Genomic DNA, 25,201 nt, shown 5'->3' on the forward strand with positions numbered 1-25,201 from the left:
CGCCCAGCACGACCAGGCCAGGTGCTGAGGCCGAACTGAGTTCAGCGCCCTGCGAACGACTGCCGGACCGATCCATCTCATTGTGTTAGCCGCTGTTAGGCGCGTGCGGTCAGCTCAGCCGGGCATCGGCGTACACGGTCATCGCATCGCGCTGGTAGACGGCGAGACCTTCGGCGATCTTGTCGAAGTTTGCCCGCATCTGCGGGTCGTCGACATAGGTCTGGCCCACTCCCTTGTACGCGGCCGCGTTCGGGGTCCAGAACCGGCAGATCTGCTGGTAGTTGGCGTCCACCTCGGCCTGTACCGCGGGGTCGGAGACCGGCGTGCCGGCCACCATGAACTCCGCCATACGGATCATCTGCGCCGTCACCTCACGTTGCCAGCGCTCCGTGTCCTCGGAGGTCATCGCCTCGACGGCCTGCCGGGACTGCTCCCACGCCTGCGGCCACCGCTCCCGTACCTCGGCCTCGGCCTCGGAGGGGGCCTGGAACCCCTCGAACAGGTTCTCCGGCTTGTTGATCTCGGTCATCTTCCCGTTGTCCCTACCTTCTTCCAGTTCGGCGATGGTGCGGCCGACCGTACGGGCCAACGTCTCCAGCCTGTCCCGTTCCGCGAGCAGCCGTTGGTGGTGCTCACGGAGCACGGCCACCTGGTCGAGCTGGCTGTCCAGGACCGCCTGGATCTCGCGCAGCCCCAGGTCCAGCTCCCGCATCAGCAGGATCTGCTGCAACCGCAGCAGATCGGCCTCCTCGTAGTAGCGGTGCCCGTTGCTCCCGATCCATGCGGGCGGCAGCAGGCCGATCTCGTCGTAGTGCCGCAGCGTCCGCGATGTCACCTTGGACATCCGCGCCACCTCCGCGATCGACCAGGCCATGCCGGTGCCTCCCTCGCCGGGCCGGTCTCTCCGGCCACACACATGACCGTAGAAGTTGCCGCAACGGAAAGCGCAAGCCCGAAACCCTGTTGGACAGACACCAGGGCCTGACCCGTCGGACAGGCCCTAAGGTGCTGTCCCGGGTGCGCGAGGGGCCCGCGCCAAGCGCGGTGCGGGGCAGATGCTATGGCACCACAGAGCCCCTGAACGGCATTCCACTCGACCAAGCGTCCGTTCCCTCTCGCCGGCTGCTTGCCGGATCCACTGACGGGTCGGGGTGATCGGGCACGCTGGTGCACGTCTGCTGGCGGACCTCGCCGAAGCGATCGGGCTGACGGGCGAGATGTGCGGATGCCCGTGGCGTGGGCCACGGCTTCGGTACTCGTGGCGCCGGTTCATCGCGTCTTCCAGAAAGTAGGCCAGATCGTGCATTGGCGAGGGCCTAAAACGAGGGCGGGGCCGCAGGGCCCATTCATCCGACGCGGGAAGAACTCGGGGGGACTTGCGCCGATCGTGTGACCTGGACCTCTCGGGCGAGGTTCTCCTGGCTCAGAGCGCCGTCGGTGTGCAGGGGCTCGCCGGCCAGAAGCCGGGCCATGGCCTCGCGGAGCTTGGCGGCACTCGTGGCGGAGACCGGCATCACGGGGTGACTCCTGCGTGCTGAAGAGCTCATCGCTGCGGGTCGGGTCTGGTTTCGGCCGGCTGACTGCGATTGCTGTGCCAGTCCAGTATCAGGACCGTGGCGTCGTCCTTGAGGTTGCCGTGGCAGGCGTCCAGCACCGCGGCGGTCAGGGTCCGGACGGCTTCTCGCGGGTGCAGCGCGCGGGTGTCGTGAACGACCGAGGCCAGGTCGACGGCCGCGGCACCGCGCTCCTGCATTCCGTCGGTGAGCAGGACCAGGCGGTCCCCGGGACGCAAGTGCAGTTCCTGTAGGCGGTAGGGGGCGGGTGCCGCCACACCGAAGGGCAGGTTGACGGCGAGTTCCACCTCTTCGACGGCGTTCTCACGCAGCAGCAGGGGCCGGGGGTGGCCGGCGTTGACCAGTTCGCACAGGCCCGTTTCGAGGTCGACGCACAGCAGCAGTCCGGTGGCCAGGCCGCGGCTGTGGCTCAGCAGAGTCTCGTGGGCGTGGCGGGCCTGCTTGAGGGCGTCACAGCCGCTGCGACGTGCCCGCCGCAGTGCGCCGACCAGCAGGGTGGCCAGCAGCGCGGAGTTCGTGTCGTGGCCCATGGCGTCGGTGATCGACAGGTGCAGGGTGTCGCGGTCTAGCGTGTAGTCGTAGGTGTCGCCACCGATGTCGTCGGCCGGGACCAGTCCGGCGGCCAGAGTGAACTGGGCCGCCTCGCAGCAGGGGGCCGAGGGCAGGAGCTGGTGCTGGATCTCCGCGGCCAGGCTGGTCTCGGTGGTGCGCCGGCCCTGGTGGTACAGGTCGGTGAAGCGCCCGTCCGTGACGATGATGTAGGCAAGCGCGTGGGCCGCGTCGCGGACCTGTCGCAGCACGGTGTCGTCGGCGCACTGCAGGGTCACCTCCAGGAGGCCGATGCAGTCGCCGCGGTTGGTGACCGGCGTGATGACACGCCGTCCGCCCTGGCCGTCCGGCTCTACATGCTGGCGCTGGCTCTGCAGAACGCTGTCGTAGACGCTGCCCTGCAGGTCGATCGGCTCGCCAGGGTCGGCGGGCTCATCGCCGGCCGCGGCGAGGCGTACCAGCCGCTGGCCGATGAGGTCGACGAACAGGAAGGACACGGCCTCGGCACCGAACCGCTTCTGCAGGTCGTGTGCCACCACGTCGACGGACTCACCGGGCGGGGCCGCCTCCGCAGCGGCCAGCAACTCGCCCAGTTCCAGGTCTCCACCCTTCACAGCAACCTCCTGTCGGTTGCCGCACCTTCTTCCCCGAGCCTGCGCAACCTCACATATTCTGCCCATTTTGCCTGGTCAGGGCGCATTCCAGATCGGTGCGAGCCGTCCCGCCTCCGTCAGGCGGCGTTCGTGGGCGATCGTGCGTGCGGGCCACCCGTGGCTCACCCGCCGGTTGCCGTCGTCCGGGGTTTACCGCGTCCGCCCACCGTCCGGACAGGCGCCTCTGCAGGCCGGTGGCATGATCGTGCTTCTCGTGGGCAGGCGACCGGCGTGTCATGCGCCCCGGCTGAACTTGTGTCCCAGGTGAGCTCTTGCCTGGTCCAGGCCGGCTTTCAGCTGCAGGGCGACGCGGACAGTGGGATTCCGGGGCTGCGGGTGACCGAGGTGTCTGCGGGCGCGCTGGTCAGTTGGCCGGCCTCGGACGGGTTCACCGCGCTGGCCCGTGACCAGGCAGGCCGTGCAGCAAGCAACGACAGCATGAGAGTGATCGTGCAGACCGCAGTAGCAGGGCTGCTGATCCAGCTCGGACACACCGTCACCGAAACGCATGATGGCTGTGGCTTGGTGGTGCTCGCCGAAGCGGTCCTGCCACGGGGCGGCAAGGGCAGCTAGGCGCCGGCCCGCCCCACGTACTGGGCGCCGACAGTTTGCGTATGCGGGGCGAAGTCGGCGTCGCTCGCGACGCGGCTGGCCGGCGGCGCCACCCCGCACGCCGGCACCGTGCCCACCCGACCGCTCCCCGCCGAATTCACCCCTGCAGCGCCCCGCTTCGGCAGATCGTCAGGGAAGGCGGTGAGGCCGATGGGAGCGCAGGCTGTTACTGGGGGCGGCGTCCGGTGATGTCACCGCCGGGGTCGTCGGGTAGGGCTATGCGGGCGGTGATGCGTTTGCCGACCGGCTCCCGCTGGGCCTCGAAGCCCTGGGCGACGGCCATGACGATCTCCAGTCCGTGCTGCCCGACTCTGCCCGCATCGGCGGCCCGCGCCACTGGCAGGACGGGATCGCTGTCCCACACGACCACTTCCACGACGGCGCCAATGATGCGCAGTTCCATCAGCACGGGGCCAGGGGCGTACTTGCGGGCGTTGGTGACGAGCTCGCTGACCACAAGTTGGGTCAGGTCCATAGCGCGAGCGGACACTGGCAGGTCGTGCTCCGCCTGGACACGGGTGAGGAAGTCCACCGCCCGGTGGCGTGCCTCAGCGATCACGTGCCCGTCACCGTCCAGGGCGACGGTGTCCTGTATCTGAGAGGTGTCCGGCATCACGCTGCCCTCATCCTCGGGGACTGATTCAGCCGGGTCCACCCTTGTTCCCCCTTCACACGTCCTGCGCGTACCCGGCACTATGCCTCACATGCCCCGTGAGAACCGCATAGCGGGCCGCACGCGTGTTCGACGTAGCATCGACGCAGGCTACCGGCGTGTTATCGCACCGGGGCCTTGAGTCCCATCAGCGAGCGCAGTCGAGGAAAAAGTGACAGACACTCACGGAGCAGCCCGGCCCGGCCAGCTGTCGGTCGACCGCACCACCACCGACGGCATCCGGGTGGTCACCGTGCACGGCGAGATCGACCACGCCGTCAAGGACATGCTCAGCGAGGCCCTCCTGTCCTACGACGGCGCGGCGCCCCTGCGGACCGTGGTGGACCTCAGCGGCGTGACCTTCATGGACTCCAGCGGCATCAACGTCTTGGTCGCCGTCCACCAGGCCGCGAGTGACGATCAGGGATGGGTGCGTATCGCCGGCGCCCAGGAATCGGTGCTACGGCTCCTTGAGATCGTCGGCCTGGACGAGGTCATCGGCTGCCATCCCACCGTCGACCAGGCCCTGACCGCCTGACCCGCGCCGCGCCCGGCCACCGCTCCTACCCGGCTTCCGCGCCTGGGGCGTCCCGCCGGCGTGAGCGCCGCTGCACGGCCGCGTACAGCTCCTGCCCCACCGGTTCCGGCAGCGGCTGCCCCAGCGCCCAGGCGATCACCGTCTCGGCCACCGTGTGCAGCTTGGTATTGGTTTGCTGGGACACCTCACGCAGTACCTCGAACCCGACGACCGGCGCGAGCTGGTGGCTCGCGGTGAGGACACCGATGGCCTGGTCCACCGTCGCGTGGGAATCGACGGCGTGCCCCAACTGCGCGTTCTCTGCTCCAGGCGGGCGATCGCGGGGCCGTCAGGTATGCCGTCAAGCGAGGACCGCGGCACGCGAGAGGTCGTCATCACTGGTCTCCATGCAGGGGCCAAAAACTTCCTGTACGCCTGCCCTCTACCGGGACGTCAAGACACCCTCAGTACGGCAGCGAAAATGACACACGTGGGATGGGGCTCTCACGCTGACCAGCCGTTGTCGGGGGTGGGCCCGGTACGCCTCGGCCATCTCGGCATCGGTGACCGGCTTGTCCAGCCACCGATAGTAGGGCTGGCGGCCCAGCCCGAGCACCCGGCACGTCACCGCCACCGGCACCCGGTAAGGGAGCAGCGGCGGCGGCCAGCTCGCGGACGAGCGGGTACATCATTTTGCCGGCAGGTTCGCCGTGGAAAGCCAGGTCAGGTGGCACCGAACCCTGCAGCAGTCCCGGCTGAAGTCCGGGCTGACGCGATGGCTCGACAGCTTGGACCCCGACCAGGTCATCGCCGACCATGAGCGCAAGGTGCCGCTTCCCAGTCACACTTGGCATGAGGCTGGCTGGTGCCTCACGTTTCAAGCGATCCCCCGCAGCCCAGGCAAGCGTGGCAATCCATCCAGCAGGACAATCGGCGTCTACCCCTCGGCATGGGCGGTCGAGGACGGATCGGAGCGAGTGCTTCCCGCCGTCACACACAAGGGCGGGAAGTATGGTGACCTGGAGCTGCCATTCATAGTGGCGCTAGGCCATGCAGCCGACTTCCCCGAAGATGAGGACATCGAGAGAGCGCTGTACGGGAGCACGGTCGAGTACGCCTACGACAGCGGATCGACCTTGAGCCGCAAGCCCGATGGCTACTGGACTGCCACCTACGACCATGCCCACAGCCGTGTCAGCGGCGTGCTCGTCGTGAACAACCCAGCACCCTGGACCTGGACGAAAAACACTCCCGTTCTCTGGCAAAGCCCGGATCCTGCCTCGCTTCCTGCCCCCATCTTTCCTACCTGGGCAACGACGCAACTGGCTGGGATCCAGGTCGAGCGCCAGCTCGCGATTCGCTCCGTCCCCACCGCACTCGGTCTGCCGGAACGCTGGCCGACCGGCGACGCCTTCCCCCGGAGTGACCCGAGATGACGGCAGCGGCACCGTCCGTCTCGACAGCGGCACCCGGTGAGATCACCTCATACACACGGCAGCGTTCGTTGAGGGCCTCTGCGTGGACCGGGGAGGCCGCTCGACCGGGTTGCGGGAGCATCCGTCGTGCACCGGGTGGACGCCCTGATCGGCCGGCCGACGCCGTGCCGCATCCGAACGAAGTGGCCTACGGCGCGGGCCGAAGGCTGGGAGACGGATGTGGCTAGCCTGAAAACGCGCGACCGAGGCGCCGCGGCGCCTCGCCCTGGCGGTTCGTTGCCGCCGGATCGGAGACGGCGACGACTTCCGCGCGGCCATCATCCCCCTCGATGGGACCGCCCAAGCCCTTCCAGGGTTTCGACGTCTTCGAGCTGCAACATTGCCTTCCTCACCCCCTACTGAAGGTATGCGCGGCCGCACAGACGACGGTTCGCCGACCCGCTGAGTTCGCCCTCGTCGCAGTCCCACGACCGGTGGTCCTCGGCCCTTCCCGCTGAGCCGGCTGACAACGGCAACGTCTCGCACTTCCGGCGCGAACGTACCGTTCCGCGAAGAAAGGAGCGTTCACATTTCGCTCAAACTCCCCCGAGCTGTCATCAGCGCGCCTATCCTGCTGTCCCACCAAGGCATCACCATCGGGGGGATCGTGCCCGACACGTTCAGGCCCAAGCCCGCGCTCAAGCGCTGTGCGGTATGCCGCCTGCCGGTGGCCAGGAAGAAGCTCGTCTTCGCCGCGGACGGACAGCCGGTGCACCGCGCCTGCCAGTCGGCCACGGACCGCTCGCCGACCCGTTCGGCGGCTCCGCCCGGTCTCACCCGGGCGCCGAAAGACATCAGCCGCGCCGAACTCCTCAAAAAGATCGAAGCTTTGCGGAAGCGCGACGCGAAAATGAAGCCGGGGGCGCGAAGGTGCAGCCCGCCGACCGCCCCCAGCAGCCGACAGCGCCACACCGCGGCAAGCGGCCGGTCCCCCTGCCCCAGCCGTTCTACGGTGTGGAGATGAAGTTCATCAACGGTCGGTGGGTGCAGATGCACCCTGACTCCGAATAGTGGCTGCTCGTCATGTCGGGCCGGTCCGAGGCACGGCCTGCGTCCGGGTGTCACGCGCGAACGTGAGCGTTTGAGACCAGCCATTCGTGCAGGTGGCCTGTCGGGTTTGCCCCACGGAGAAGCCGGCCGCGTTGTGACGCTCCAGCACCTCGCTGGCCGCCCCGAACACCGCAAGAGCGCTCTGACCTTTCTCCGTGCCTCCTGACGTGTTTTCGATGACGCATCACGTGGAGTGCGTGGCGATTCTGGAGCCTGCGGACAAGGGCGCCTGACCTCGGGTTCGTGAGCCAGGCGCTTGTAACAATCAGGCGGCGACGAGCTCCTGCTCACGGTCCGGCGTCTTGACCTCGGGCTTCTTGTTCGGCAGCGAGAGCCGGAAGACCTTGCGCCACGCGGAGAACACCTGTTTGGGCAGCGGTCCGGTGACGTACTCCAGCTCGTATTTCTCGAACAGCGCGCGCACCTTCACCGCGACCTCGGCGTACCGGTTGCTCGGCAGGTCCGGGAACAGGTGGTGCTCGATCTGGTGCGACAGGTTGCCGGTCATGAAGTGCATGGCCCTGCTGCCGCTGATGTTCGCCGAGCCCATCATCTGGCGCAGGTACCACTGACCGCGCGTCTCGCCCTTGATCGACCGGCGCTCGAAGACCTGCACGCCCTCGGGGAAGTGCCCGCACATGATCACCGAGTGGGACCAGATGTTGCGGACCAGGTTCGCGGTGAACGTGGCGGCGAGCGTGGTGAGGAACGACGGGCCCGACAGCAGCGGGTGGATCACGTAGTCCTTCAGCACCTGCTTGCGGATCTTGCGGCCCACGGCCTTGGCCCGCGCGCGGAACTCCGGGTTCTTGCGGCGGCGCTTGTGCAGGTTCTTGCCGAGCTCCAGGTCGTACGCTGCGATGCCGTACTCGAAGAAGCAGGCGTTGATGAAGTTCCACAGCGGCTGGCCGAGGTGGAACGGGTGCCACTCCTGGTCCTCGTCGACGCGCATGATGCCGTAGCCGAGGTCGTTGTCCTTGCCGATCACGTTGGTGTACGTGTGGTGCAGCTCGTTGTGCGAGTGCTTCCACTGGTCGGACGGCGAGACGTGATCCCACTCCCAGGTGGTGGAGTGGATCTTCGGGTCCCGCATCCAGTCCCACTGGCCGTGCAGGATGTTGTGGCCGATCTCCATGTTGTCCATGATCTTCGCCACGGACAGACCGGCGGTGCCGAGCAGCCACGCGGGCGGGAAGATCGAGAACAGCAATAGGCCCCTGCTGACCAGTTCGAGCTTGCGCTGCGCCGAGATGACCCTACGGATGTAGGCGGCGTCCTTCTCGCCGCGGCCGGCAATCACCTCGTCGCGGATCGCGTCCAGCTCGCGGCCGAGCTCCTCGATCTGCTCCGCGGTCAGGTGGGCGGTGGGGTCGATGGCGGTCAAGGTGCTCCTACCGGTCGATGTCGCAGGGGCCCGCCGCGGCGGACACGCAGGTTTGGATGAGGACGCCCGGCTCGGCCTCGGTGATCTCGCCGGTGCGCAGGTCGCGGACGGCGCCCGCCTTGAGCGGCGTGACGCAGCCGAAGCAGATGCCCATACGGCACCCGGAGGGCATGAGTACGCCGGCCTCCTCGCCGATGTCCAGCAACGGCGTGGCGCCGTCCGAGTCGACGGTCTTGCCGGTGGCGCTGAACGTGACCTCGCCGCCGTCGCCGGCGACGACGATGCTGGGGCGGAAGCGTTCGGTGTGCAGGCGCTCTTGGACGCCGTGCCCGCTCCAGTGCTCTTCGGCGGCGTCGAGCAGGCCCGCGGGCCCGCAAGCCCAGGTCTCGCGCTCGGCCCAGTCGGGCACGAGTTCGTCGAGACGGGCGATGTCGAGCATGCCGTCCGTGTCGGTGTGCACCTCGATGAGCCGCAGCTTCTTGTCCGCGACCAGATCGTGCAGTTCGTTTCGGAAGATCACGTCCTGCGGCCGTGGCGCGCAGTGGACCATGACGACGTCGTCGAACTCGATGTCGCGCAGCATGCCCATCACGGGCGTGATGCCGCTGCCGGCCGTCAGGTAGAGCACCTTGGCGGGCTTGGCCTGCGGCAGCACGAAGTCACCGGTCGCCTGGTCGAGCTGGATCAACGTGCCCGATTTCGCCCTGCGGACCAGGTGGTTGCTGACCTTGCCGTCCGGGATCGCCTTCACGGTGATCGTGACGCGGCCATCCTGGCGGTTCGTCGGCGAGGTGATGGAGTAGGCACGCCACAGGCGCACCCCGTCGACGTCGACCCCGATCCGCACGTACTGACCGGCTGTGTGGCCGCGCCAGCCCCGTCCCGGCCTGATCACGATGGTCGCGGCGTCATCCGTCTCGGGGTACACGGCCTCGATGCGCCCACGCAGGTCAGTGCCCGCACGCAGCGGGCTGACCAGGTCGAGGTAGTCCGACGGCAGCAGCGGCGTCGTGACCATCTCCAGCAGTTTCCACGCCCTGCTGCGCAGGGCAGTACTCGTCATGACTCCAGCTTGCTGCGTCTCAGGGCGTAAAGTCCTGACCGTAGGACGTGAATCTGGTGGGTGGAATTGTTCGCAGGGAATAAAAACGTGAGTCGTGTAACCCAGAGGGCCAGCGAACTGGCCCTGGATGAGACGACGGTCACCGCACTTCGGGCGGCGCTGAAGACCACCGCCGACGAGGTCGTCCAGGCGATCATCGACGAGGTCCCTCCCTACGCCAACGCTCTCTCGGGCAGCATGGGCGGCACCATCCGCCGAGCCGTTCGCACCGCCCTGGGGCACTACCTGGACCTCGCGAGCGGGAACGCCACGGGCGGCGACGGCGGTGACGCGGCCTACGAGCTGGGCCGCGGCGAGGTGCGCGACGGCCGTTCGATGGACGCCCTGCTCAGCGCCTACCGCGTCGGCGCCCGCGTGGCCTGGCGATGCCTGGCAGCGGGCGCCGTGTCCGCAGGTCTGCCCGCCGCCGAGGTCGCCAAGTTCGCCGAGCTGACCTTCGCCTACATTGACGAGCTCTCCGCCGCGAGCGCCGCGGGCCACGCCGACGAACTGGCCGCCCGCGGCAGGGCCCACGAGCGCCACCTGGAACACCTGGCCCGCGACCTCCTCGCCGGCGCGAGCCCGGACGTGCTGCTGGCCTCTGCTCAACGGGCCGGATGGCAGCCTCCGGTTACGCTGACGGCGGTCCTGCTGCCCGCCGCCCAGGCCCGGCCCGCCTACCGCACACTCGACCCGAGCACCCTCGTCCTCGACGATCTGCCGGACGCCACCGGTGTGCTGCTCGTCCCCGATTCCGACCGATCACATCTCTTGCGGCAGCTGACCGACCGCACCGCCGTGGTCGGCCCGGCCCGGCCATGGACTCGTGCGTCATCCTCGTACGCACGAGCCGCACGCGCGCGCTCCCTCTCCTCTGATATCCGCGACACCGAGGACCACCTGCCCGAGCTGGTGCTGAGCGCCGACGTGGACGCGTTCGCAGACCTGCGTGCCCGAGCCCTCGCACCGTTGCGGACCTTGCCTGTGGCGACCGCCCGGCGGCTGGAGGAGACGTTGCGGGCGTGGCTCCTGCACCAGGGCAGGCGGGATGAGGTGGCGGCGGCGTTGTTCGTCCATCCCCAGACAGTCCGGTACCGGATGTCGCAGCTGCGGGAGCTGTTTCCGGATCTCGCATCGCCACACCGGGTCCTTGAACTGACGCTGGCGGTCGGTCTTCGGGCCAGTTGACGCGTACTTCGACCGTCCACGAACTCCCGGCGGATCCCGGCATCGTGCTCGGTGTCTACCTGGACGTCCTTGCAGCCGGGACGGTTCGGGTGAGCGACGCGTTCAAGGTGCAGCAGGTCGGCTGACAGGGAGCGTTCCACCACGAGTCGCCCACCTGCCGATCCGTCAGGCACGCGTCTCGCACGACCAGCCACACCCGGTCGCGACTGAGCGGGAGTTGGCCGAGAAGGACGCCGGTCGCGAAGAGCCCCTGAACTGCGGTTGTGGGCGCACAATGTGCGGTGCGGGCGTTCAGTAGGTGGGACCGTAAGGGCTCCAGTGCCCGAGGAGGGGTTTCAGGTCGTCGGCTTGTGGCTTGGGAATGTCGGGCAGCCGGGGCGGTGTGTTCAATGGGTCGAGGCGTTCAACGGTGGCCGCTGCCCAGCTGATCCATTCCTCGGCTTCGGTTCTGGCCTGGCCCGGAGGCATGTCCTCGACTCGCGTGCGTACGGCGCTCACGTATTGGGTCAGTCGGGTGGCGTGGCGCCATGCCGCTTCCTGAGCTTCTAGGTGCCTGACGCGGTACGCCTCTGCGTACCGGATGCGGGCTTGTTCCATGGCGGCTTCCCAGCGGATGCGCTTCTGGCGTGCCGCTTCGACCTCGTCCTGACGTCTGCGTTCGGCGGCTTGGCCGCGCAGCGTGACCTCCTGTGCGATCTCGGCGAGCTGCTCTTCGAGGGCGCGGCCAGGAGCGTCGGCCCATTCGCTCGCCCGGTGTGGCTGGCCGCCGCTGAGGATGATGCGGAGGCGTTCGGACGGGGTGTAGTCGAAGCGGGGGATTCTGACCCAGGAGTGCTTCTTGGCCTCGGCGAGTTCCTTCTCGGTGGCGACGTGCTCGGCCCGGTCCTGCTCCTGGAGGACGACAAACCCCACTGTCTGGCCCTGTGCGGTGATGGTGAAGTGGGGATTTGCCCTGCGGCGGCGATGAGGTGGGGGTGCGAAGCCGGTCTGCCCGGCCGAGCAGGTGTGTCCGTCGGCCTCGGCGGCGGTGATCAGTGCCTGGACGAGCCGGAGAGCGCGTCCTTGGACGAGCTTGGTCAGGCCCAGCGGCTGGCGTTCGTGCTGCATGGCCCGCACCACGGTGTGCGGCCGAGTGAGCCGCGAGGGCACGGGGACGGGGTCGAGGACGGCAAGGCGCCAGGCGGGGATGTCGACGAGCTTGATCTCGTACCCGTCGCGGCACCAGTTTCGAACCGCGGCGGCGACCGACAAGCGAACGCGGCCCTGCACCGGATCGTGCAGACCCGCCTGCGCGTCGACCCGCGTACCCAGGACTACTACGAACGCCGCAGCAAGGAGGGCAAGACCCGGCGTGAGATAGTCCGAAGCCTCAAGCGCTACGCGGCCCGGGAGGTCTTCCACCTGGTCAGACCTGTGCAGTCGCAACCCTCGTTATAGGGGCAGTCGTGAGACGTGAGAGGGTCTGGGGCGTGAGTGAGACACCCCCGAACACCCTGCAATACCGCTTTGACGGGCCAGAAGACGCTCCGGTCCTGATCTTGGGTCCCTCACTGGGTACCACATGGCACATGTGGGACCGCCAGGTGCCGGAGCTGGCCGCGCAGTGGCGGGTCTTCCGTTTCGACCTGCCCGGGCACGGCGGCGCCCCGGCCCGCCCGGCCGGTTCGGTCGCCGAGCTGACCGCCCGGCTGCTGGCCACGCTGGACGCGCTCGGCGTGCAGCGGTTCGGCTACGCGGGCTGTGCGCTGGGTGGCGCGATCGGCATCGAGCTGGCCCTGCGCCACCCCGAGCGGATGGCCTCGCTCGCGCTGGTCGCGGCCTCCCCCCGGTTCGGCACCGCGGACGAGTTCAGGCAGCGCGGGGTGGTCGTGCGCACCAACGGGCTCGACCCGATCGCCCGCACCGCGCCAGACCGCTGGTTCACCGGCGGGTTCGCCGCCGCCCAGCCCGCGATCACCGAGTGGGCCGTACAGATGGTCCGCACCACCGACCCCGGCTGCTACATCGCCGCCTGCGAGGCCCTCGCCGGCTTCGACGTACGGCCCGAGCTGGGCCGGGTCGGGGTGCCGACCCTGGTGCTGGTCGGCTCCGACGACCAGGTCACCGGCCCCGCCGAGGCCCGTACCCTCGTCGCCGGCATCCCCGACGCCCGGCTCGCGGTCGTCCCCGGCGCCTCCCACCTGGTCCCGGTCGAGCAGCCCGCCGCCGTCACCGACCTGCTCGTCCACCACTTCTCCACCGCCTGGCAGCAGCCCTTCGACACCGGGCAGACCGTGCTGCCGGCCGCCCCCGCCGCCGCGGTCCCGGCCGCGCCGCCGCAGCCCGCGCCGGTCGCCGAGATCGCCCCGGCGGCCGTACCGGACCGGCCCGCGGGGCCGCCGGACCGGTACCAGACCGGGCTGAAGATCCGCCGCGAGGTGCTCGGCGACGCGCACGTGGACCGGACGCTGGCCCAGGCCGACGAGTTCTCCGGCGACTTCCAGGAGTTCGTCACCCGCTACGCCTGGGGTGAGATCTGGGACCGGCCGGGCCTGGACCGCCGTACCCGCAGCTGCATCACGCTCACCGCGCTGGTCGCCGGCGGCCACCTGGAGGAGCTGGCCTCCCACACCCGGGCGGCGCTGCGCAACGGGCTCACCCCGCACGAGATCAGGGAAGTGCTGCTGCACGCGGCCGTCTACTGCGGGGTACCGGCCGCGAACAGCGCCTTCCGGGTGGCCCAGCAGGTGATCCGGGAGGAGACCACACCCGCCGGGTGACGCCCGCCGGGCGGCCGCAGGCGGCAGGATGGGGAGTCATGAAGCTCACCAAGAAGTCCCACGCCTGCGTCCGCCTGGAGAAGGAGGGGCGGACCCTCGTCATCGACCCGGGAGGGTTCAGCGAGGAGGACGCGGCGCTCGGCGCGGACGCGATCCTGGTCACGCACGAGCACCCGGACCATTTCGACGAGTCCCGCCTGCGGGCCGCCATGGAGAACAACCCGGCCGCCGGTGTCTGGACGCTGAAGTCCGTCGCCGACCGGCTCGCGGCGGCCTTCCCGGGCCGTGTGCACACCGTCGGCCACGGCGACACCTTCACCGCGGCCGGCTTCGACGTCCAGGTCCACGGCGAGCTGCACGCGGTGATCCACCCGGACATCCCGCGCATCACCAACGTCGGCTACCTCGTCGACGGCGGCAAGGTCTTCCACCCCGGCGACGCCTTCACCGTGCCCGGCCTGCCGGTGGAGACGCTGCTGCTGCCGGTGATGGCACCCTGGAGCAAGATCGCCGAGGTCATCGACTACGTCCGCGAGGTCGGGCCGCGGCGCGCCTACGACGTCCACGACGCCCTGCTCACCGATCTCGCCCGGCCGATCTACGACGGCCACGTCGGCCGCCTGGGCGGCACCGACCACCAGCGGCTCGCGCCGGGGGCGTGGACGCAGCTCTGAGCCCGTTGTCACAGGCTCCGGGTAGGTTGTGAGGCATGCGCATCGCCACCTGGAACGTGAACTCGATCACCGCCCGCCTTCCCCGGCTGCTGGCCTGGCTGGAGAGCAGCGGCACCGACGTGCTCTGCCTCCAAGAGGCCAAGATCGCCGAGGAGCAGTTCCCGTTCGGCCAGCTGCGCGAGCTGGGCTACGAGGCGGCGGTCCACGCGACCGGCCGGTGGAACGGCGTGGCGGTGCTCTCCCGCGTCGGCCTGGAGGACGTCGTCAAGGGACTGCCCGGCGACCCCGGCTACGACGGCGCGACCGAGCCCCGCGCCCTCTCGGCGACCTGCGGCCCGGTCCGTGTCTGGTCGGTGTACGTGCCGAACGGCCGCGAGGTGGGCCACCCGCACTACGCGTACAAGCTCCAGTGGTTCGAGGCCCTGAAGGCCGCCGTGCAGGGCGACGCGCGGGGCAGCCGCCCGTTCGCCGTCCTGGGCGACTACAACGTGGCGCCGACGGACGACGACGTCTTCGACCCGGCCGCCTTCGAGGGCTCCACCCACGTCACCCCGGCCGAGCGCGCCGCCCTCGCCTCCCTGCGCCAGGCGGGCCTGGCCGACGTCGTCCCGCGCCCCCTGAAGTACGACCACCCGTTCACGTACTGGGACTACCGCCAGCTCTGCTTCCCGAAGAACCGCGGCATGCGCATCGACCTGGTCTACGGCAACGAGCCGTTCGTCAAGGCCGTCAAGGACGCCTACGTCGACCGTGAGGAGCGCAAGGGGAAGGGCGCCTCCGACCACGCGCCCGTGGTGGTCGACCTGGACGTGTGATGCCACGCTGGGTCCATGCACCTTCCGTTCCTGGGCCCCCGGCACGAGAAGAACGGTGACGCGCGGCCGCCCGCCGACCCCGAGACGGTCGCCGCGCTGCTGTCCGAGTGCGAGCTGCTGCGCTCGCAGGCGGCCCGGGCGGGCGTCCGCCTCGACGACACCCCGGCCTCGCTGGAGGCCCTGGACCAGATGGCCCCGCGCTGGCGCGACGACCCCGAGACCCTGCCCGGGCTGGGCCACGACGCCGGGCTCTACCTGGGCACGGTGGTGGTGCGCACCGTACCCGGCGCCGCCTGGCAGCTCGGGCCCGGCGGCGAACCCGTCGTACGGCTCGCCTCCGGCCGCGCGGTGGAGGTGGTGCCGGCCGGGCAGGAGTGGGCGGCGAGCGGGGTCCCCGAGCTGTCCCAGCTGTACGCGGAGATCGCCGAGAGCTGACCCGGCCTCCTCCGACGCCCGCCGCGGCCCGGCCCCGCTGCCGTCCGGCGGGGCGGCACGGCCCCCGCCCGGCCCCGCGCAACTTCCCGGCCTGCGGCGACGGTTCCCCCGGCACCCCCTCGAACTGCCCTTCCAGGCCGCGCCGCCGGCCGCCGCGCCCGGCATGCGCAGCACGTGGTACGAGGAGTTCCACCGTACCGGGAAGCCCATCGCCTCCGATCTCGACTACGATTTGCCGTTCATCCCCGTGGTGATGGTGACCTCGCCGAGCCGCACCGGGATGTACCTGCTGCTTACCTGGTACGCCGACGGGGTGCCCGGCGTGAGCGGCGCTGCTGCCGGGTGGGGACCCCCCACGGCCCCGCGACCGTGAGGGGGGCGGCAGTTGACACGGGCCAGGCTCGTCCGGCGGCAGCCGGAGATCACTGCTCGCCGAGCGGGACGGACACGTACGACGGGTCGTCCACGGGCGAGGAGAAGGTCAGCTGCGCGCCGGACGGGTTGTGCTCGGCGTAGAGCGGGTCGACCGTGTCGACCACCAGCGCGAGGCGGTGCCCGGCGGGGACGTCGTAGGCCGTGGAGAACAGGTCCAGGTCGACGGCGGACGGCTCGCCGGGCGTCCGCCCGTGCCAGGTGTACGGCGCGTGCGTGACCAGCTTGCCCAGGCCGAGCGGTCCCACGTCGTACAGGTAGGCGACGAGCGTGCCGCTCTCCTTCGTGGGCGTGAGCGTGGTGTGCAGGTGCGCCGTGCCGCGCACCCGCTGAGCGCTGCCGTACCGCTCCGACTGCCACACGGCCGCCCAGCGGCGCGGCAGCAGCGGCATCGAGGCGATGGGCGGCAGTTGGGCGACCTGGTCCAGGATGCTGGAGAGGAAGACGATCCCGCCGTCCGCGCCGGAATCGACATTGGCGTGGATGGTGGTGGAGCCCGCCAGGGCGATCTTCCGCCGGGTCGCGGTGACCGACTTCCAGTCCGGGTAGCCCTCGTACTCCCCCGCGCCACGGGACTTCAGCCGGACCGGCTGCTCGCGGTCGACGCCGTTGTCGGCGCCCCGGAGGTAATGGTCGAACCAGCGCCGGGTGTCCGTCCACACGTCGTTGGGCAGCCCGAACAGACCGGTCAGCTCGGCGGTCGCGTGGTCGCCGGGGCGCAGTTCGAGCCGCTTGGGGACGGTCAGCTTCTCGTAGAAGGAGGCGTACTGGTTCACCGGGAAGACCGTGTCCCCCCAGGCGTTGGCCAGCATGACGGCGGCGCCGTTGCTGTTCAGCTGGTCGACGTAGGTCGCGACGGAACGTTTCCGCCCCCAGTCGATCATCTGCTGTTCCGTCGACAGGTCCGAGGCGTACAGGTTGTTGAAGATCGTGCGCAGTTCGGGGCTCTCTCGTCCGGTGAGGGTGGCCGCGCCGTCCAGCACGGCCGCCGCCTGGAGGTGCTGGGTGCGCCCCGAGTAGATCGAGTCGATCAGGTCGGCCCAGCCGCTGAGCGCGGCCACCGCCTTGACGCGCTTGTCGTGGGCGGCGGTGAGCAGGCTGATCCCGGCGCCGTACGACACCCCGGCCATGCCGATGTGCTGCGGGTCGGCCGGGGTGTGCGCCAAGGCCCAGTCGATGACCTTGGAGGCGTCCGCCACGTCGGGCGGACCGGCTACTTCTATCTCGCCGCCGGACTGCCAGAAGCCGCGCACGTTGTAGGTGAGCACCACGTAGCCGGCGTCGGCGAGCTGCTGGGCCTGGGCCAGGTACTCCACCTGGGGCAGGCCCCAGCTGGTGGGCAGCACGAGGAGCGGGTAGCTGCGGCTGCCGTCGGCGTCCCCGGGCGTGAGGACGTTGGCCTTCAGCACGGTTCCGCCGTCGCCGGTGATGTCGACGAACCGGACGTCCGGGGCCGCCGCGGCGGCCGGTGCCAGACCGACGACCGTGCCCGCCATCAGCGCTGCCGACACGGCTGCGGCGGCGGAGGCGCGCAGCGCGGTACGACGTTGTCCCATGGGTCACTCCTCACTCGGGTGCGTGCAAAGTGACCCGACGGTAACCTCGCGGCCTTACCCCAAGTAACCCGTCGGTAAGTTACGTACCAGTAAAGATTGTTGAAGTGTCACGCGGCTTCGCCCGCGCCGGCGGCGGGCTCCGGCGCGGGCGTCCGCGCCGTCCGCGTCACATCCGCCACCAGCTCCACCACATCGGGGCCGTACGCCTCGGAGTTGACCACCTTCAGCAGCAGCACGAAGGAACCGGTGCCGTACCTGCGGGCCAACCGCTCGTGCTCGCGGGCGAGATAGCGGGTCGCGGCCTGGTTGGTGATGGCGCGCTGACCGCAGAACAGGAACACCGGGCGGGTGCCGGGCCGGCCGCCCGCGGTGAGCCGGGCGAGCAGCACGTACTCGCTGCGGCCCGGGTCCACGCGGTACTTCTCCGCGCCGATCGCCAGGGCACCGGCGTCCGGACCGGCGGAGGTCTCCGCGTCCATCCGCACGCCCGGCAGCAGGGAGGAGAGGTGGGCCGCCATCCGGCGGTTGGAGGCGGGACCGCCCACACAGAACTCCGTGCGCTCGCCGACCCCCTGCTGCGCGGCGTCGTGCGCCACGACGCGCGCGTGCGCGTTGCAGTCCTTGATGAGGGCGGACAGCTCCAGCAGGGCGAACACGTCGTTCCGCATCACCGCCAGCTCCGGCCCGCCCGCGTTCCGGTTGACCACCAGCAGCGACTCGGCGTGGTCCGGCAGCCCGAAGAAGGCCTGCTTGCGCCGCAGTCCGCGCCGCCACAGATACGTGCGGGCGAGCCAGCCCAGCGCGGCGGAGACGCCCGCGGCTATGACCCCCAGGACGATGTTGCGCACGTCGTCGTTCATGGCCGCGCATGCTAGCGGGCCCGGGCGACGGCCACGGGGCCCAGGCGTACTGTCGTAGTACCGGCAATCCGGTTACGCTGCGCGGACTGTCCCGACGGGAGGTACGGATGGGTCGCCCTGGTACGCGGAAGCTGGCTGTCCTCGCGGTCTCGGCCGCCGTGGTGTCGGTGGGGGCGGCGGCGCCACCCCCCGCGACGGCGAACGCGGCGCCCGCGAAGGTGCCCGTGGCCGTCGGCTACGGCGGCGCGGTCGCCAGCGTCGACGCGGACGCCTCCGCCGCGGGCATCGAGGTCCTCCGGCACGGCGGCAACGCGGTGGACGCGGCCGTCGCCACCGCCGCCGCGCTCGGTGTCACCGAGCCCTACTCCGCCGGCATCGGCGGGGGCGGCTACTTCGTCTACTACGACGCGAAGACCCGCACCGTGCACACCGTCGACGGCCGCGAGACCGCGCCGCAGAGCGCCGGCGAGGACCTGTTCACCGAGAACGGCAAGCCGCTCGCCTTCGCCGACGCCGTCAGCAGCGGCCTGAGCGTCGGCACCCCGGGCACCCCCGCCACCTGGCAGAAGGCGCTGGACGAGTGGGGCAGCAAGAGGCTCGGCACCCTGCTGAAGCCCGCCGAGCGGCTCGCCCGCGGCGGCTTCACGGTCGACGACACCTTCCGCGCGCAGACCGCGTCCAACGAGACCCGGTTCCGCTACTTCCCGGACACCGCCGGGCTGTTCCTGCCCGGCGGGAAGCTGCCCGTCGTCGGTTCCACGTTCAAGAACCCCGAACTCGCCCGCACCTACGAGGAACTGGGCCGCGAGGGCGTCGGCGCGCTCTACCGCGGGGACATCGGCGACGACATCGTCCGGACCGTCGAGAAGCCGCCCGTGGACCCCGCCTCCGGCTGGAACGCCCGCCCCGGCAAGCTCGCCGAGAAGGACCTCGCCGTCTACCGGGCCAAACTCCAGGCGCCCACCAGGACGTCGTACCGCGGCCTGGACGTGTACTCCATCGCACCCTCCTCCTCCGGCGGCACCACCGTCGGCGAGGCGCTCAACATCCTGGAGCACACGGACCTGTCGAAGGCGAGCCAGGTGCAGTACCTGCACCACTTCATCGAGGCCAGCCGGATCGCCTTCGCCGACCGCGGGCGCTGGGTCGGCGACCCGGCCTTCGAGGACGTGCCCACCCGGCAGCTGCTGTCCCAGCGGTTCGCCGACTCGCGCGCCTGCCTGATCAAGGACGACGCGGTGCTCGGCAGCCCGCTGGCGCCCGGCGACCCGCGCCACCCGGCGGCCTGCGGCCAGGGCGGCACGGCGGCCCCGACGACCTACGAGGGTGAGAACACCACCCACCTCACGGTCGCCGACAAGTGGGGCAACGTCGTCGCCTACACGCTCACCATCGAGCAGACCGGCGGCAGCGGCATCACCGTCCCCGGCCGGGGCTTCCTGCTCAACAACGAGCTGACCGACTTCTCCTTCGCCCCGGCCAACCCGGCCGTGCACGACCCGAACCTGCCGGGTCCGGGCAAGCGCCCGCGCTCCTCCATCTCCCCGACGATCGTCCTGGACCGGCACGGCAGGCCGGTGGTGGCGCTCGGTTCGCCCGGCGGCGCCACCATCATCACCACCGTGCTGCAGACGCTCACCGGGTTCCTGGACCGGCACCTGCCGCTGGTCGACGCGATCGCCGCACCGCGCGCCAGCCAGCGCAACGCCGCCCAGACCGAGCTGGAACCGGCGCTGTACGACAGCGCCCTGCGGGGGCGGCTGGAGGCCATCGGGCACGGCTTCAAGCAGAACCCGGAGATCGGCGCGGCGACCGGTGTGCAACGGCTGCCCGGCGGGAAGTGGCTGGCCGCCGCCGAGAAGGTACGGCGCGGCGGCGGCTCGGCGATGGTGGTGGACCCGGAGCGGTAGCGCTCACAACTCCGGCGCGGGTGGCCGGGCTTCCCCGGTGGACTCCGGCGCGGGCGGCCGGGCTTCTCCGGTGGATTCCGGGGTGGGTGGCCGGTCTTCTCCGGTGGGTTCCGGGGTGGGTGGCCGGTCTTCTCCGGTGGATTCCGATGTCGGCGGCCGGGCTTCTCCGGTGGACTCCGATGCGGGCGGCCCGGCTTCCCCGGTGGACTGTGGCGCGGGCGGCCGGGCCTGTCCGGTGACGAAGTCCAGCCGGCCGTCCTTCACGTCCACCGTCACCCGGCTGCCCTCGGTGACCGTGCCGTTCAGCAGCAGCCGGGACAGCTGGTTGTCGACCTCCCGCTGGATGGTGCGGCGCAGCGGCCGGGCGCCGTACTCCGGCTGGTAGCCGCGCTCGGCCAGCCAGTCGACGGCCGCGTCCGTGAACTCCACCGAGACGCCCTGCCCGTCGAGCAGCCGCCGGGTGCCCTCCAGCAGCAGATCGGTGATCCGCCGCAGCTGGTCGCCCGTCAGCTGCCGGAACACCACGATCTCGTCGATCCGGTTGAGGAACTCCGGCCGGAAGTGCTCGCGCAGCGGCCGCAGGATCTGCTCGCGCCGCGCCTCCTCGGCGGCGTCCGCGCCGCCCGGCCCGAACCCGATGCCGGCACCGCGCCGGGTGATCGCCTCGGAGCCCAGGTTGCTGGTCATCACGATGACCGTGTGGGTGAAGTCCACGGTCCGGCCCTGGGAGTCGGTCAGCCGGCCGTCGTCGAGCACCTGGAGCAGGATGTTGAAGACATCCGGGTGGGCCTTCTCCACCTCGTCCAGCAGGAGCAGCGAGTACGGGTGCCGGCGCACCACCTCGGTGAGCTGACCCGCCTCCTCGTGGCCGACGTACCCGGGCGGGGCGCCGACCAGCCGGGAGACGGTGTGCCGCTCCTGGTACTCGCTCATGTCGAGGCGCACCATGCGGTCCTCGCTGCCGAACAGGGCCTCCGCCAGCGCCCGGGCCAGCTCGGTCTTGCCGACGCCGGTCGGGCCGAGGAAGAGGAAGCTGCCGATCGGCCGGTTGGGGCTGGCGAGTCCGGCGCGGGAGCGCAGCACCGCCTCGGACACCACGGCGACCGCCTCCTCCTGGCCGACCACCCGGTGGTGCAGGTGCTGCTCCAGGCCGAGCAGCCGCTCCTTCTCCTCCTGGGTGAGCCGGCTGACCGGGATGCCGGTCTGCCGGGACACCACCTCGGCGATGGCCTCCGCCGTCACCGCCAGGTCCTGACCCTCGTCGGCCCGGTCGCCGCCGCTCGCCTCGGCGATCCGCTGCTTCAGCTCGGCGATCCGGTCGCGCAGCTGCTTGGCCTGCTCGTAGTCCTCGTCGGCGACCGCCTGGTCCTTGTCCCGGACCAGCTGTTCGGTCTCGCGTTCCATCGCGCGCACGTCCGTGCCCTTGGTCCGGGCGCCGAGCCGGACCCGCGCGCCCGCCTGGTCGATCAGGTCGATCGCCTTGTCCGGCAGCCGCCGGTCGGTGATGTACCGGTCGGACAGTTCGACGGCGGCGACCAGCGCCTCGTCGGTGTAGCGGACCTGGTGGTGGGCCTCGTACCGGTCGCGCAGCCCGCGCAGGATCTCGATGGTGTCCTCGGCGGTCGGCTCCGGCACCAGGACCGGCTGGAAGCGGCGGGCCAGCGCCGCGTCCTTCTCGATCCGGCGGAACTCCTCCAGCGTGGTCGCGCCCACGATGTGCAGTTCGCCGCGGGCGAGGGCGGGCTTGAGGATGTTCCCGGCGTCCATCGTGCCGCCCTCGCCGCCGGTGCCCGCGCCGACGACGGTGTGCAGTTCGTCGATGAACACCACCAGCCGGTCGGAGTGGGCGCGGATCTCCTCCACGATGTTGTTCAGCCGCTCCTCGAAGTCGCCCCGGTAGCGGGTGCCGGCCACGACCCCGGTGAGGTCCAGCGCGACCACCCGCCGCCCGGCCAGCACGTCCGGGACGTCCCCGTCCGCGATCCGCTGGGCCAGGCCCTCCACGATGGCCGTCTTGCCGACGCCCGCGTCACCGATGAGCACCGGGTTGTTCTTGCCGCGCCGGGAGAGCACCTCGATGGTCTGCTCGATCTCCATGTCCCGGCCGATCACCGGGTCGATCCCGCCCTGGCGGGCCAGTTCGGTCAGATCACGGCCGTACTTGTCCAGGGTCGGGGTGCCGGTGGGCCGCTGCCGTTGCCGCTCGGGACGCGTCTGGGTGCTCTCCGGGGTCTCGGGCGGCAGGGCGCCGCCCGAGTACCGGGCCGCGTGCAGGATGTGCCCGGCCGCCGAGTCCGGGTTCGCGGCCAGCGCGCTCAGCACGTGCTCGGGCCCGATGTACCCGGCGCCGCTCGCCCGCGCCATGTCGTGCGCGTCCAGCAGGGCCCGCTTGACCGCCGGGGTCAGCGACAGCGAGGTCGGCGGCGGCGCCTCGCCCGGCGGGTGCTGGACCGGGCCCGCCCGGTCGTCGATCTCGTGGGCGAGCGAGTCCGGGTCCGCGCCCGCCCGGCTGAGCAGGCTCCGGGTGGGCTCGGTCGACACGGCAGCGCGCAGCAGGTGCTGGGTGTCCAGGTCCCGGCTGCCGTGCTCGGCGGCGTACAGGGCGGCTCCTCTGACCAGCTCCCGGGCCGGCTGGCTGAGCAGGCGCCCGATGTCGATGTGGCGGGGCCCGGGGGCTCCGCCGGTGCCGCCGAAGAAGCGGGCGAGGAATTCACCGAAGGGGTCAGGAGGGTAGCCGTTGGTCATCGCGTGGGTTCCTTCGCAGACGACATGCGGAGCGGCCGGGTAGCCCGGGGGAGGGTTGCTCATGCCCACGATGACACGATCCGCCGGGGCGGGCATGTCCGTCTACGGGGCGGGCTCCCGCGCTCCGGCCGGCGCGGGCGCGTCCCGGTCCGCGCCGCTCAGACCGGCACGCGTGCCGTCAGGATCCTCGGGCCCGACTCCGTGATCGCGACCGTGTGCTCGACGTGGGCGGCCCGGGAGCCGTCGTTCGTGCACAGGGTCCAGCCGTCGGCCGCCTCGTGGTAGCCGTCCTTGCCGCTCGCGATCAGCATGGGCTCGATGGCGAGGACCATGCCGGGGCGCAGCGGCAGGCCGCGGCCGGGGCGGCCCTCGTTGGGGACCTCGGGCTCCTCGTGCATACGGCGGCCCACGCCGTGGCCGCCGAAGCCCTGCGGGACGCCGTAGCCGGCCGTACGGCAGACCCGGCCGACGGCGTGCGCGATGTCGCCGATGCGGTTGCCGGGCACGGCGGCCTCGATGCCCGCCGCCAGTGCCTGCTCGGCGGTCTCTACCAGCCGGAGGTCCGCGGGGCGGGCGCGGCCCACCACGAAGCTGATCGCCGAGTCGCCGGCCCAGCCGTCCAGCACCGCGCCGCAGTCGACGGAGAGCAGGTCGCCGTCGCGCAGCCGGTAGGGGGTGGGGATGCCGTGCACGATCGCGTCGTTCACCGAGGCGCAGATCACCGCCGGGAAGGGGGTGGGGGCGAAGGAGGGGCGGTAGCCCAGGAACGGGGAGGACGCGCCCGCCTCGCGCAGCACCTCCCGGGCGACCTCGTCCAGCTCCAGCAGGGATACGCCGACGCGGGCGGCCTCCCGTACGGCCGTCAGGGCGCGGCCGACGACCCGGCCCGCCGCGTGCATCGCGTCGATCGATGTGTCCGTCTTCAGTTCCACCATGCCAATTACTATACCGGTATTTGAATGGGGTGCTGTGCGGAGGCGGTATTAGAATGGGCCGCATGGTGCGCACCCCCCTTACCCCTGAAGAGCGCGAACGCGGCGAGCGGCTCGGGCTGCTGCTGCGCGAGGCGCGCGGTGGCCGGAGCATGGCCGAGGTCGCCGCCCGGGCGGGCGTCTCGGCCGAGACGCTCCGCAAGATCGAGACGGGGCGGGCGCCGACGCCGGCGTTCTTCACCGTGGCCGCGCTGGCCGGCGTCCTCGGCCTGTCGATGGACGACCTGGTCACCCGGTGCGCCCTCGTGCCCGTCTGATCCTGGGATGGGTGCTGCGCACGCTGCCGGAAAACTCCGCGTAGCGGTCCCGTAACACAACTGGTGTTGCCTACCGGGCGTCGGTTGCCGGCGGTCGGTGGGAGCGGGGCGATGGCTGTGCATCAACTTCCCGGTGTCGAGCGGGAGTTCGCGAGCTACCTGGACGCCTTACTGGCGCGCCTGGACCCGCACGGCGGCTGGAGCGGGGTGTTCTGGCGGCGCGACCCCGACGGCATGCGGGCCTGCCTGGACGGGCGCGAGGTGCCGCCGTGGGACGTGGTGGAGGCGCTGCTGGGGGATCTCGGCGTGGCGTACGGCCCCGCCGCCGCGGCGGCCGAGCGGGAACGGGCCCGCGCGCTGCACGCCGCCGCGCTCACCGCGTTCGACGCCCGTCCCGGCGCCCGGGACGCGCTGGCCGACCGGCTCGACGTCCTGCTCCGCGAGCAGCGTTACGCCGCGGAACGCCAGGCCGAACTGACCCGCCTGCTGTCCGCGCCGGTGTCCGGGCAGCAGGCCGAGTCCCTCCGCCTCGACCTCGCCTGGGCCCGCGACGACCACGCCCGCGCCACGGCCCGCTGCACCGAACTCCGCACCCGCCTGGACCGACTCGACCGCGAACGCGGGCCGGGAAGGGAACGCGGGGGCACGGGCTCCGGGGCACCGCCCGGGGGAGAGGGCCGTGGGACAGCACCTGGGCGGGGGAGTGCCGGGACAGGGCCTGGGGGACGGGGCGCCGGGGCGCCGCCCGGGCGGGAGAGCGGCTGGGCGGAGCCCGGGGGAGGGGCCGCCGGGGCGGCGCGCACCGACCGGCCTCCCCGGCCCGCCGCCCCACCGCCGCCGGCCGCGCCCGCCGGTGCAGGGTCCGCCGGTACCGCGTCCGGCGGGCGGTCGGGGCGAGGGGGCGGTGGTTCCGGCGAGTTGCCGGAGGAGGGAGTGCCTGCTGCCGGGGCTGCGCCTGTTGCCTGGTCCCCGGAGCGCCCTGGGGCACCTGCCGGCCCGCCTGCTCGTGC

23 protein-coding genes and 3 pseudogenes are annotated in these 25,201 nt (G+C 71.2%); 13 read left to right on the forward strand and 13 right to left on the reverse strand.

Going from position 1 to position 25,201, the window contains the following annotated elements; all coding sequences use genetic code 11:
- Positions 1–109: 109 nt before the first annotated feature.
- Positions 110–874: a MerR family transcriptional regulator gene (locus IG05_RS0139740; RefSeq protein WP_030348984.1), complete on the reverse strand. Its 765-nt coding sequence runs from the start codon at positions 872–874 to the stop codon at positions 110–112.
- 669 nt (positions 875–1,543) lie between these two features.
- Complete coding sequence (locus IG05_RS0139750; RefSeq protein WP_030348985.1) at positions 1,544–2,737, reverse strand: PP2C family protein-serine/threonine phosphatase; 1,194 nt, start codon at positions 2,735–2,737, stop codon at positions 1,544–1,546.
- A gap of 294 nt (positions 2,738–3,031) precedes the next feature.
- On the opposite strand from IG05_RS0139750, the gene IG05_RS0139755 reads away from it, so the two are divergent.
- Positions 3,032–3,349, forward strand: coding sequence for a hypothetical protein (locus IG05_RS0139755; RefSeq protein ID WP_030348986.1), 318 nt, complete (start codon positions 3,032–3,034; stop codon positions 3,347–3,349).
- Between the two features lie 205 nt (positions 3,350–3,554).
- Here the strand turns inward: IG05_RS0139755 and IG05_RS0139765 are convergent, their stop codons facing one another.
- Positions 3,555–4,001 carry an ATP-binding protein gene (locus IG05_RS0139765; RefSeq protein ID WP_037815720.1) on the reverse strand — a complete coding sequence of 149 codons (447 nt, stop codon included), beginning with the start codon at positions 3,999–4,001 and terminating at the stop codon, positions 3,555–3,557.
- 211 nt (positions 4,002–4,212) lie between these two features.
- Here IG05_RS0139765 and IG05_RS0139770 point away from each other — a divergent pair, with 211 nt between their 5' ends.
- The gene (locus IG05_RS0139770) at positions 4,213–4,578 is read left to right on the forward strand and encodes an STAS domain-containing protein (protein WP_030348988.1); all 366 of its coding nucleotides are present in this window, start codon (positions 4,213–4,215) and stop codon (positions 4,576–4,578) included.
- Positions 4,579–4,603: 25 nt separating this feature from the next.
- On the opposite strand, the gene IG05_RS0139775 is transcribed toward IG05_RS0139770, so the two are convergent.
- Together IG05_RS0139775 and IG05_RS49770 are read right to left on the reverse strand one after the other, a co-directional pair.
- On the reverse strand, positions 4,604–4,867 hold the full coding sequence (locus IG05_RS0139775) for an ANTAR domain-containing protein (protein ID WP_051790799.1): 264 nt from the start codon (positions 4,865–4,867) through the stop codon (positions 4,604–4,606).
- Positions 4,868–5,095: 228 nt separating this feature from the next.
- Positions 5,096–5,252, reverse strand: a pseudogene (locus IG05_RS49770) (IS3 family transposase); the annotation flags it as partial.
- Between the two features lie 15 nt (positions 5,253–5,267).
- Between IG05_RS49770 and IG05_RS0139780 the strand changes: the two are divergent.
- On the forward strand, positions 5,268–5,993 hold the full coding sequence (locus tag IG05_RS0139780) for a hypothetical protein (RefSeq protein WP_051790801.1): 726 nt from the start codon (positions 5,268–5,270) through the stop codon (positions 5,991–5,993).
- A 564-nt stretch (positions 5,994–6,557) separates the two neighbouring features.
- Here the strand turns inward: IG05_RS0139780 and IG05_RS48155 are convergent.
- The 3 genes from IG05_RS48155 to IG05_RS0139800 form a co-directional block, all read right to left on the reverse strand.
- The gene (locus IG05_RS48155; protein WP_158839133.1) at positions 6,558–7,028 is read right to left on the reverse strand and encodes a hypothetical protein; all 471 of its coding nucleotides are present in this window, start codon (positions 7,026–7,028) and stop codon (positions 6,558–6,560) included.
- A gap of 319 nt (positions 7,029–7,347) precedes the next feature.
- Positions 7,348–8,466: a fatty acid desaturase family protein gene (locus IG05_RS0139795; RefSeq protein ID WP_030348992.1), complete on the reverse strand. Its 1,119-nt coding sequence runs from the start codon at positions 8,464–8,466 to the stop codon at positions 7,348–7,350.
- 7 nt (positions 8,467–8,473) lie between these two features.
- Positions 8,474–9,529: a ferredoxin reductase gene (locus IG05_RS0139800; protein WP_030348993.1), complete on the reverse strand. Its 1,056-nt coding sequence runs from the start codon at positions 9,527–9,529 to the stop codon at positions 8,474–8,476.
- A gap of 87 nt (positions 9,530–9,616) precedes the next feature.
- On the opposite strand from IG05_RS0139800, the gene IG05_RS0139805 reads away from it, so the two are divergent.
- Entirely contained in the window at positions 9,617–10,756 is a 1,140-nt protein-coding gene (locus IG05_RS0139805; RefSeq protein ID WP_030348994.1) for a PucR family transcriptional regulator, read from the forward strand.
- Positions 10,753–10,881, forward strand: a complete 129-nt coding sequence (locus IG05_RS50150) for a hypothetical protein (RefSeq protein ID WP_267883344.1) — start codon at positions 10,753–10,755, stop codon at positions 10,879–10,881. The genes IG05_RS0139805 and IG05_RS50150 overlap by 4 nt, the downstream gene beginning before the upstream one ends.
- 166 nt (positions 10,882–11,047) lie before the next feature.
- Here the strand turns inward: IG05_RS50150 and IG05_RS48670 are convergent, their stop codons facing one another.
- Positions 11,048–12,157, reverse strand: coding sequence for a hypothetical protein (locus tag IG05_RS48670; RefSeq protein WP_324605053.1), 1,110 nt, complete (start codon positions 12,155–12,157; stop codon positions 11,048–11,050).
- A 68-nt stretch (positions 12,158–12,225) separates the two neighbouring features.
- On the opposite strand from IG05_RS48670, the gene pcaC reads away from it, so the two are divergent.
- The 5 genes and pseudogenes from pcaC to IG05_RS0139840 all read left to right on the forward strand — a co-directional run.
- Positions 12,226–13,515, forward strand: coding sequence for a 4-carboxymuconolactone decarboxylase (gene pcaC, locus IG05_RS0139820; RefSeq protein ID WP_030348996.1), 1,290 nt, complete (start codon positions 12,226–12,228; stop codon positions 13,513–13,515).
- Positions 13,516–13,553: 38 nt separating this feature from the next.
- Complete coding sequence (locus IG05_RS0139825) at positions 13,554–14,189, forward strand: MBL fold metallo-hydrolase (protein ID WP_030348997.1); 636 nt, start codon at positions 13,554–13,556, stop codon at positions 14,187–14,189.
- A gap of 35 nt (positions 14,190–14,224) precedes the next feature.
- A complete protein-coding gene (locus IG05_RS0139830; RefSeq protein ID WP_030348998.1) occupies positions 14,225–15,004 on the forward strand; it encodes an exodeoxyribonuclease III in 780 nt (259 codons plus the stop codon).
- A gap of 15 nt (positions 15,005–15,019) precedes the next feature.
- Positions 15,020–15,439, forward strand: coding sequence for a DUF6278 family protein (locus IG05_RS0139835; RefSeq protein WP_030348999.1), 420 nt, complete (start codon positions 15,020–15,022; stop codon positions 15,437–15,439).
- 178 nt (positions 15,440–15,617) lie between these two features.
- Positions 15,618–15,812: pseudogene (locus IG05_RS0139840) on the forward strand (amino acid ABC transporter permease); the annotation flags it as partial.
- A gap of 49 nt (positions 15,813–15,861) precedes the next feature.
- Here IG05_RS0139840 and IG05_RS0139845 read toward each other — a convergent pair.
- Both IG05_RS0139845 and IG05_RS0139850 read right to left on the reverse strand, forming a co-directional pair.
- On the reverse strand, positions 15,862–17,427 hold the full coding sequence (locus IG05_RS0139845) for a CocE/NonD family hydrolase (protein WP_030349001.1): 1,566 nt from the start codon (positions 17,425–17,427) through the stop codon (positions 15,862–15,864).
- Between the two features lie 107 nt (positions 17,428–17,534).
- On the reverse strand, positions 17,535–18,287 hold the full coding sequence (locus tag IG05_RS0139850; RefSeq protein ID WP_030349002.1) for a hypothetical protein: 753 nt from the start codon (positions 18,285–18,287) through the stop codon (positions 17,535–17,537).
- A gap of 107 nt (positions 18,288–18,394) precedes the next feature.
- Here IG05_RS0139850 and ggt point away from each other — a divergent pair, with 107 nt between their 5' ends.
- Entirely contained in the window at positions 18,395–20,197 is a 1,803-nt protein-coding gene (gene ggt / locus IG05_RS0139855; protein ID WP_030349003.1) for a gamma-glutamyltransferase, read from the forward strand.
- Positions 20,198–20,200: 3 nt separating this feature from the next.
- On the opposite strand, the gene IG05_RS0139860 is transcribed toward ggt, so the two are convergent.
- A complete protein-coding gene (locus IG05_RS0139860; RefSeq protein ID WP_234336266.1) occupies positions 20,201–22,942 on the reverse strand; it encodes an ATP-dependent Clp protease ATP-binding subunit in 2,742 nt (913 codons plus the stop codon).
- Positions 22,943–23,100: 158 nt separating this feature from the next.
- On the reverse strand, positions 23,101–23,877 hold the full coding sequence (map, locus tag IG05_RS0139865; RefSeq protein WP_030349005.1) for a type I methionyl aminopeptidase: 777 nt from the start codon (positions 23,875–23,877) through the stop codon (positions 23,101–23,103).
- Between the two features lie 62 nt (positions 23,878–23,939).
- On the opposite strand from map, the gene IG05_RS0139870 reads away from it, so the two are divergent.
- Together IG05_RS0139870 and IG05_RS49780 are read left to right on the forward strand one after the other, a co-directional pair.
- A complete protein-coding gene (locus IG05_RS0139870; RefSeq protein WP_030349006.1) occupies positions 23,940–24,191 on the forward strand; it encodes a helix-turn-helix domain-containing protein in 252 nt (83 codons plus the stop codon).
- Between the two features lie 111 nt (positions 24,192–24,302).
- A pseudogene (locus IG05_RS49780) lies at positions 24,303–25,201 on the forward strand (hypothetical protein); the annotation flags it as partial.

The sequence above is a fragment of the Streptomyces sp. NRRL S-1022 genome (assembly GCF_000720135.1).
Taxonomy (GTDB): domain Bacteria; phylum Actinomycetota; class Actinomycetes; order Streptomycetales; family Streptomycetaceae; genus Streptomyces.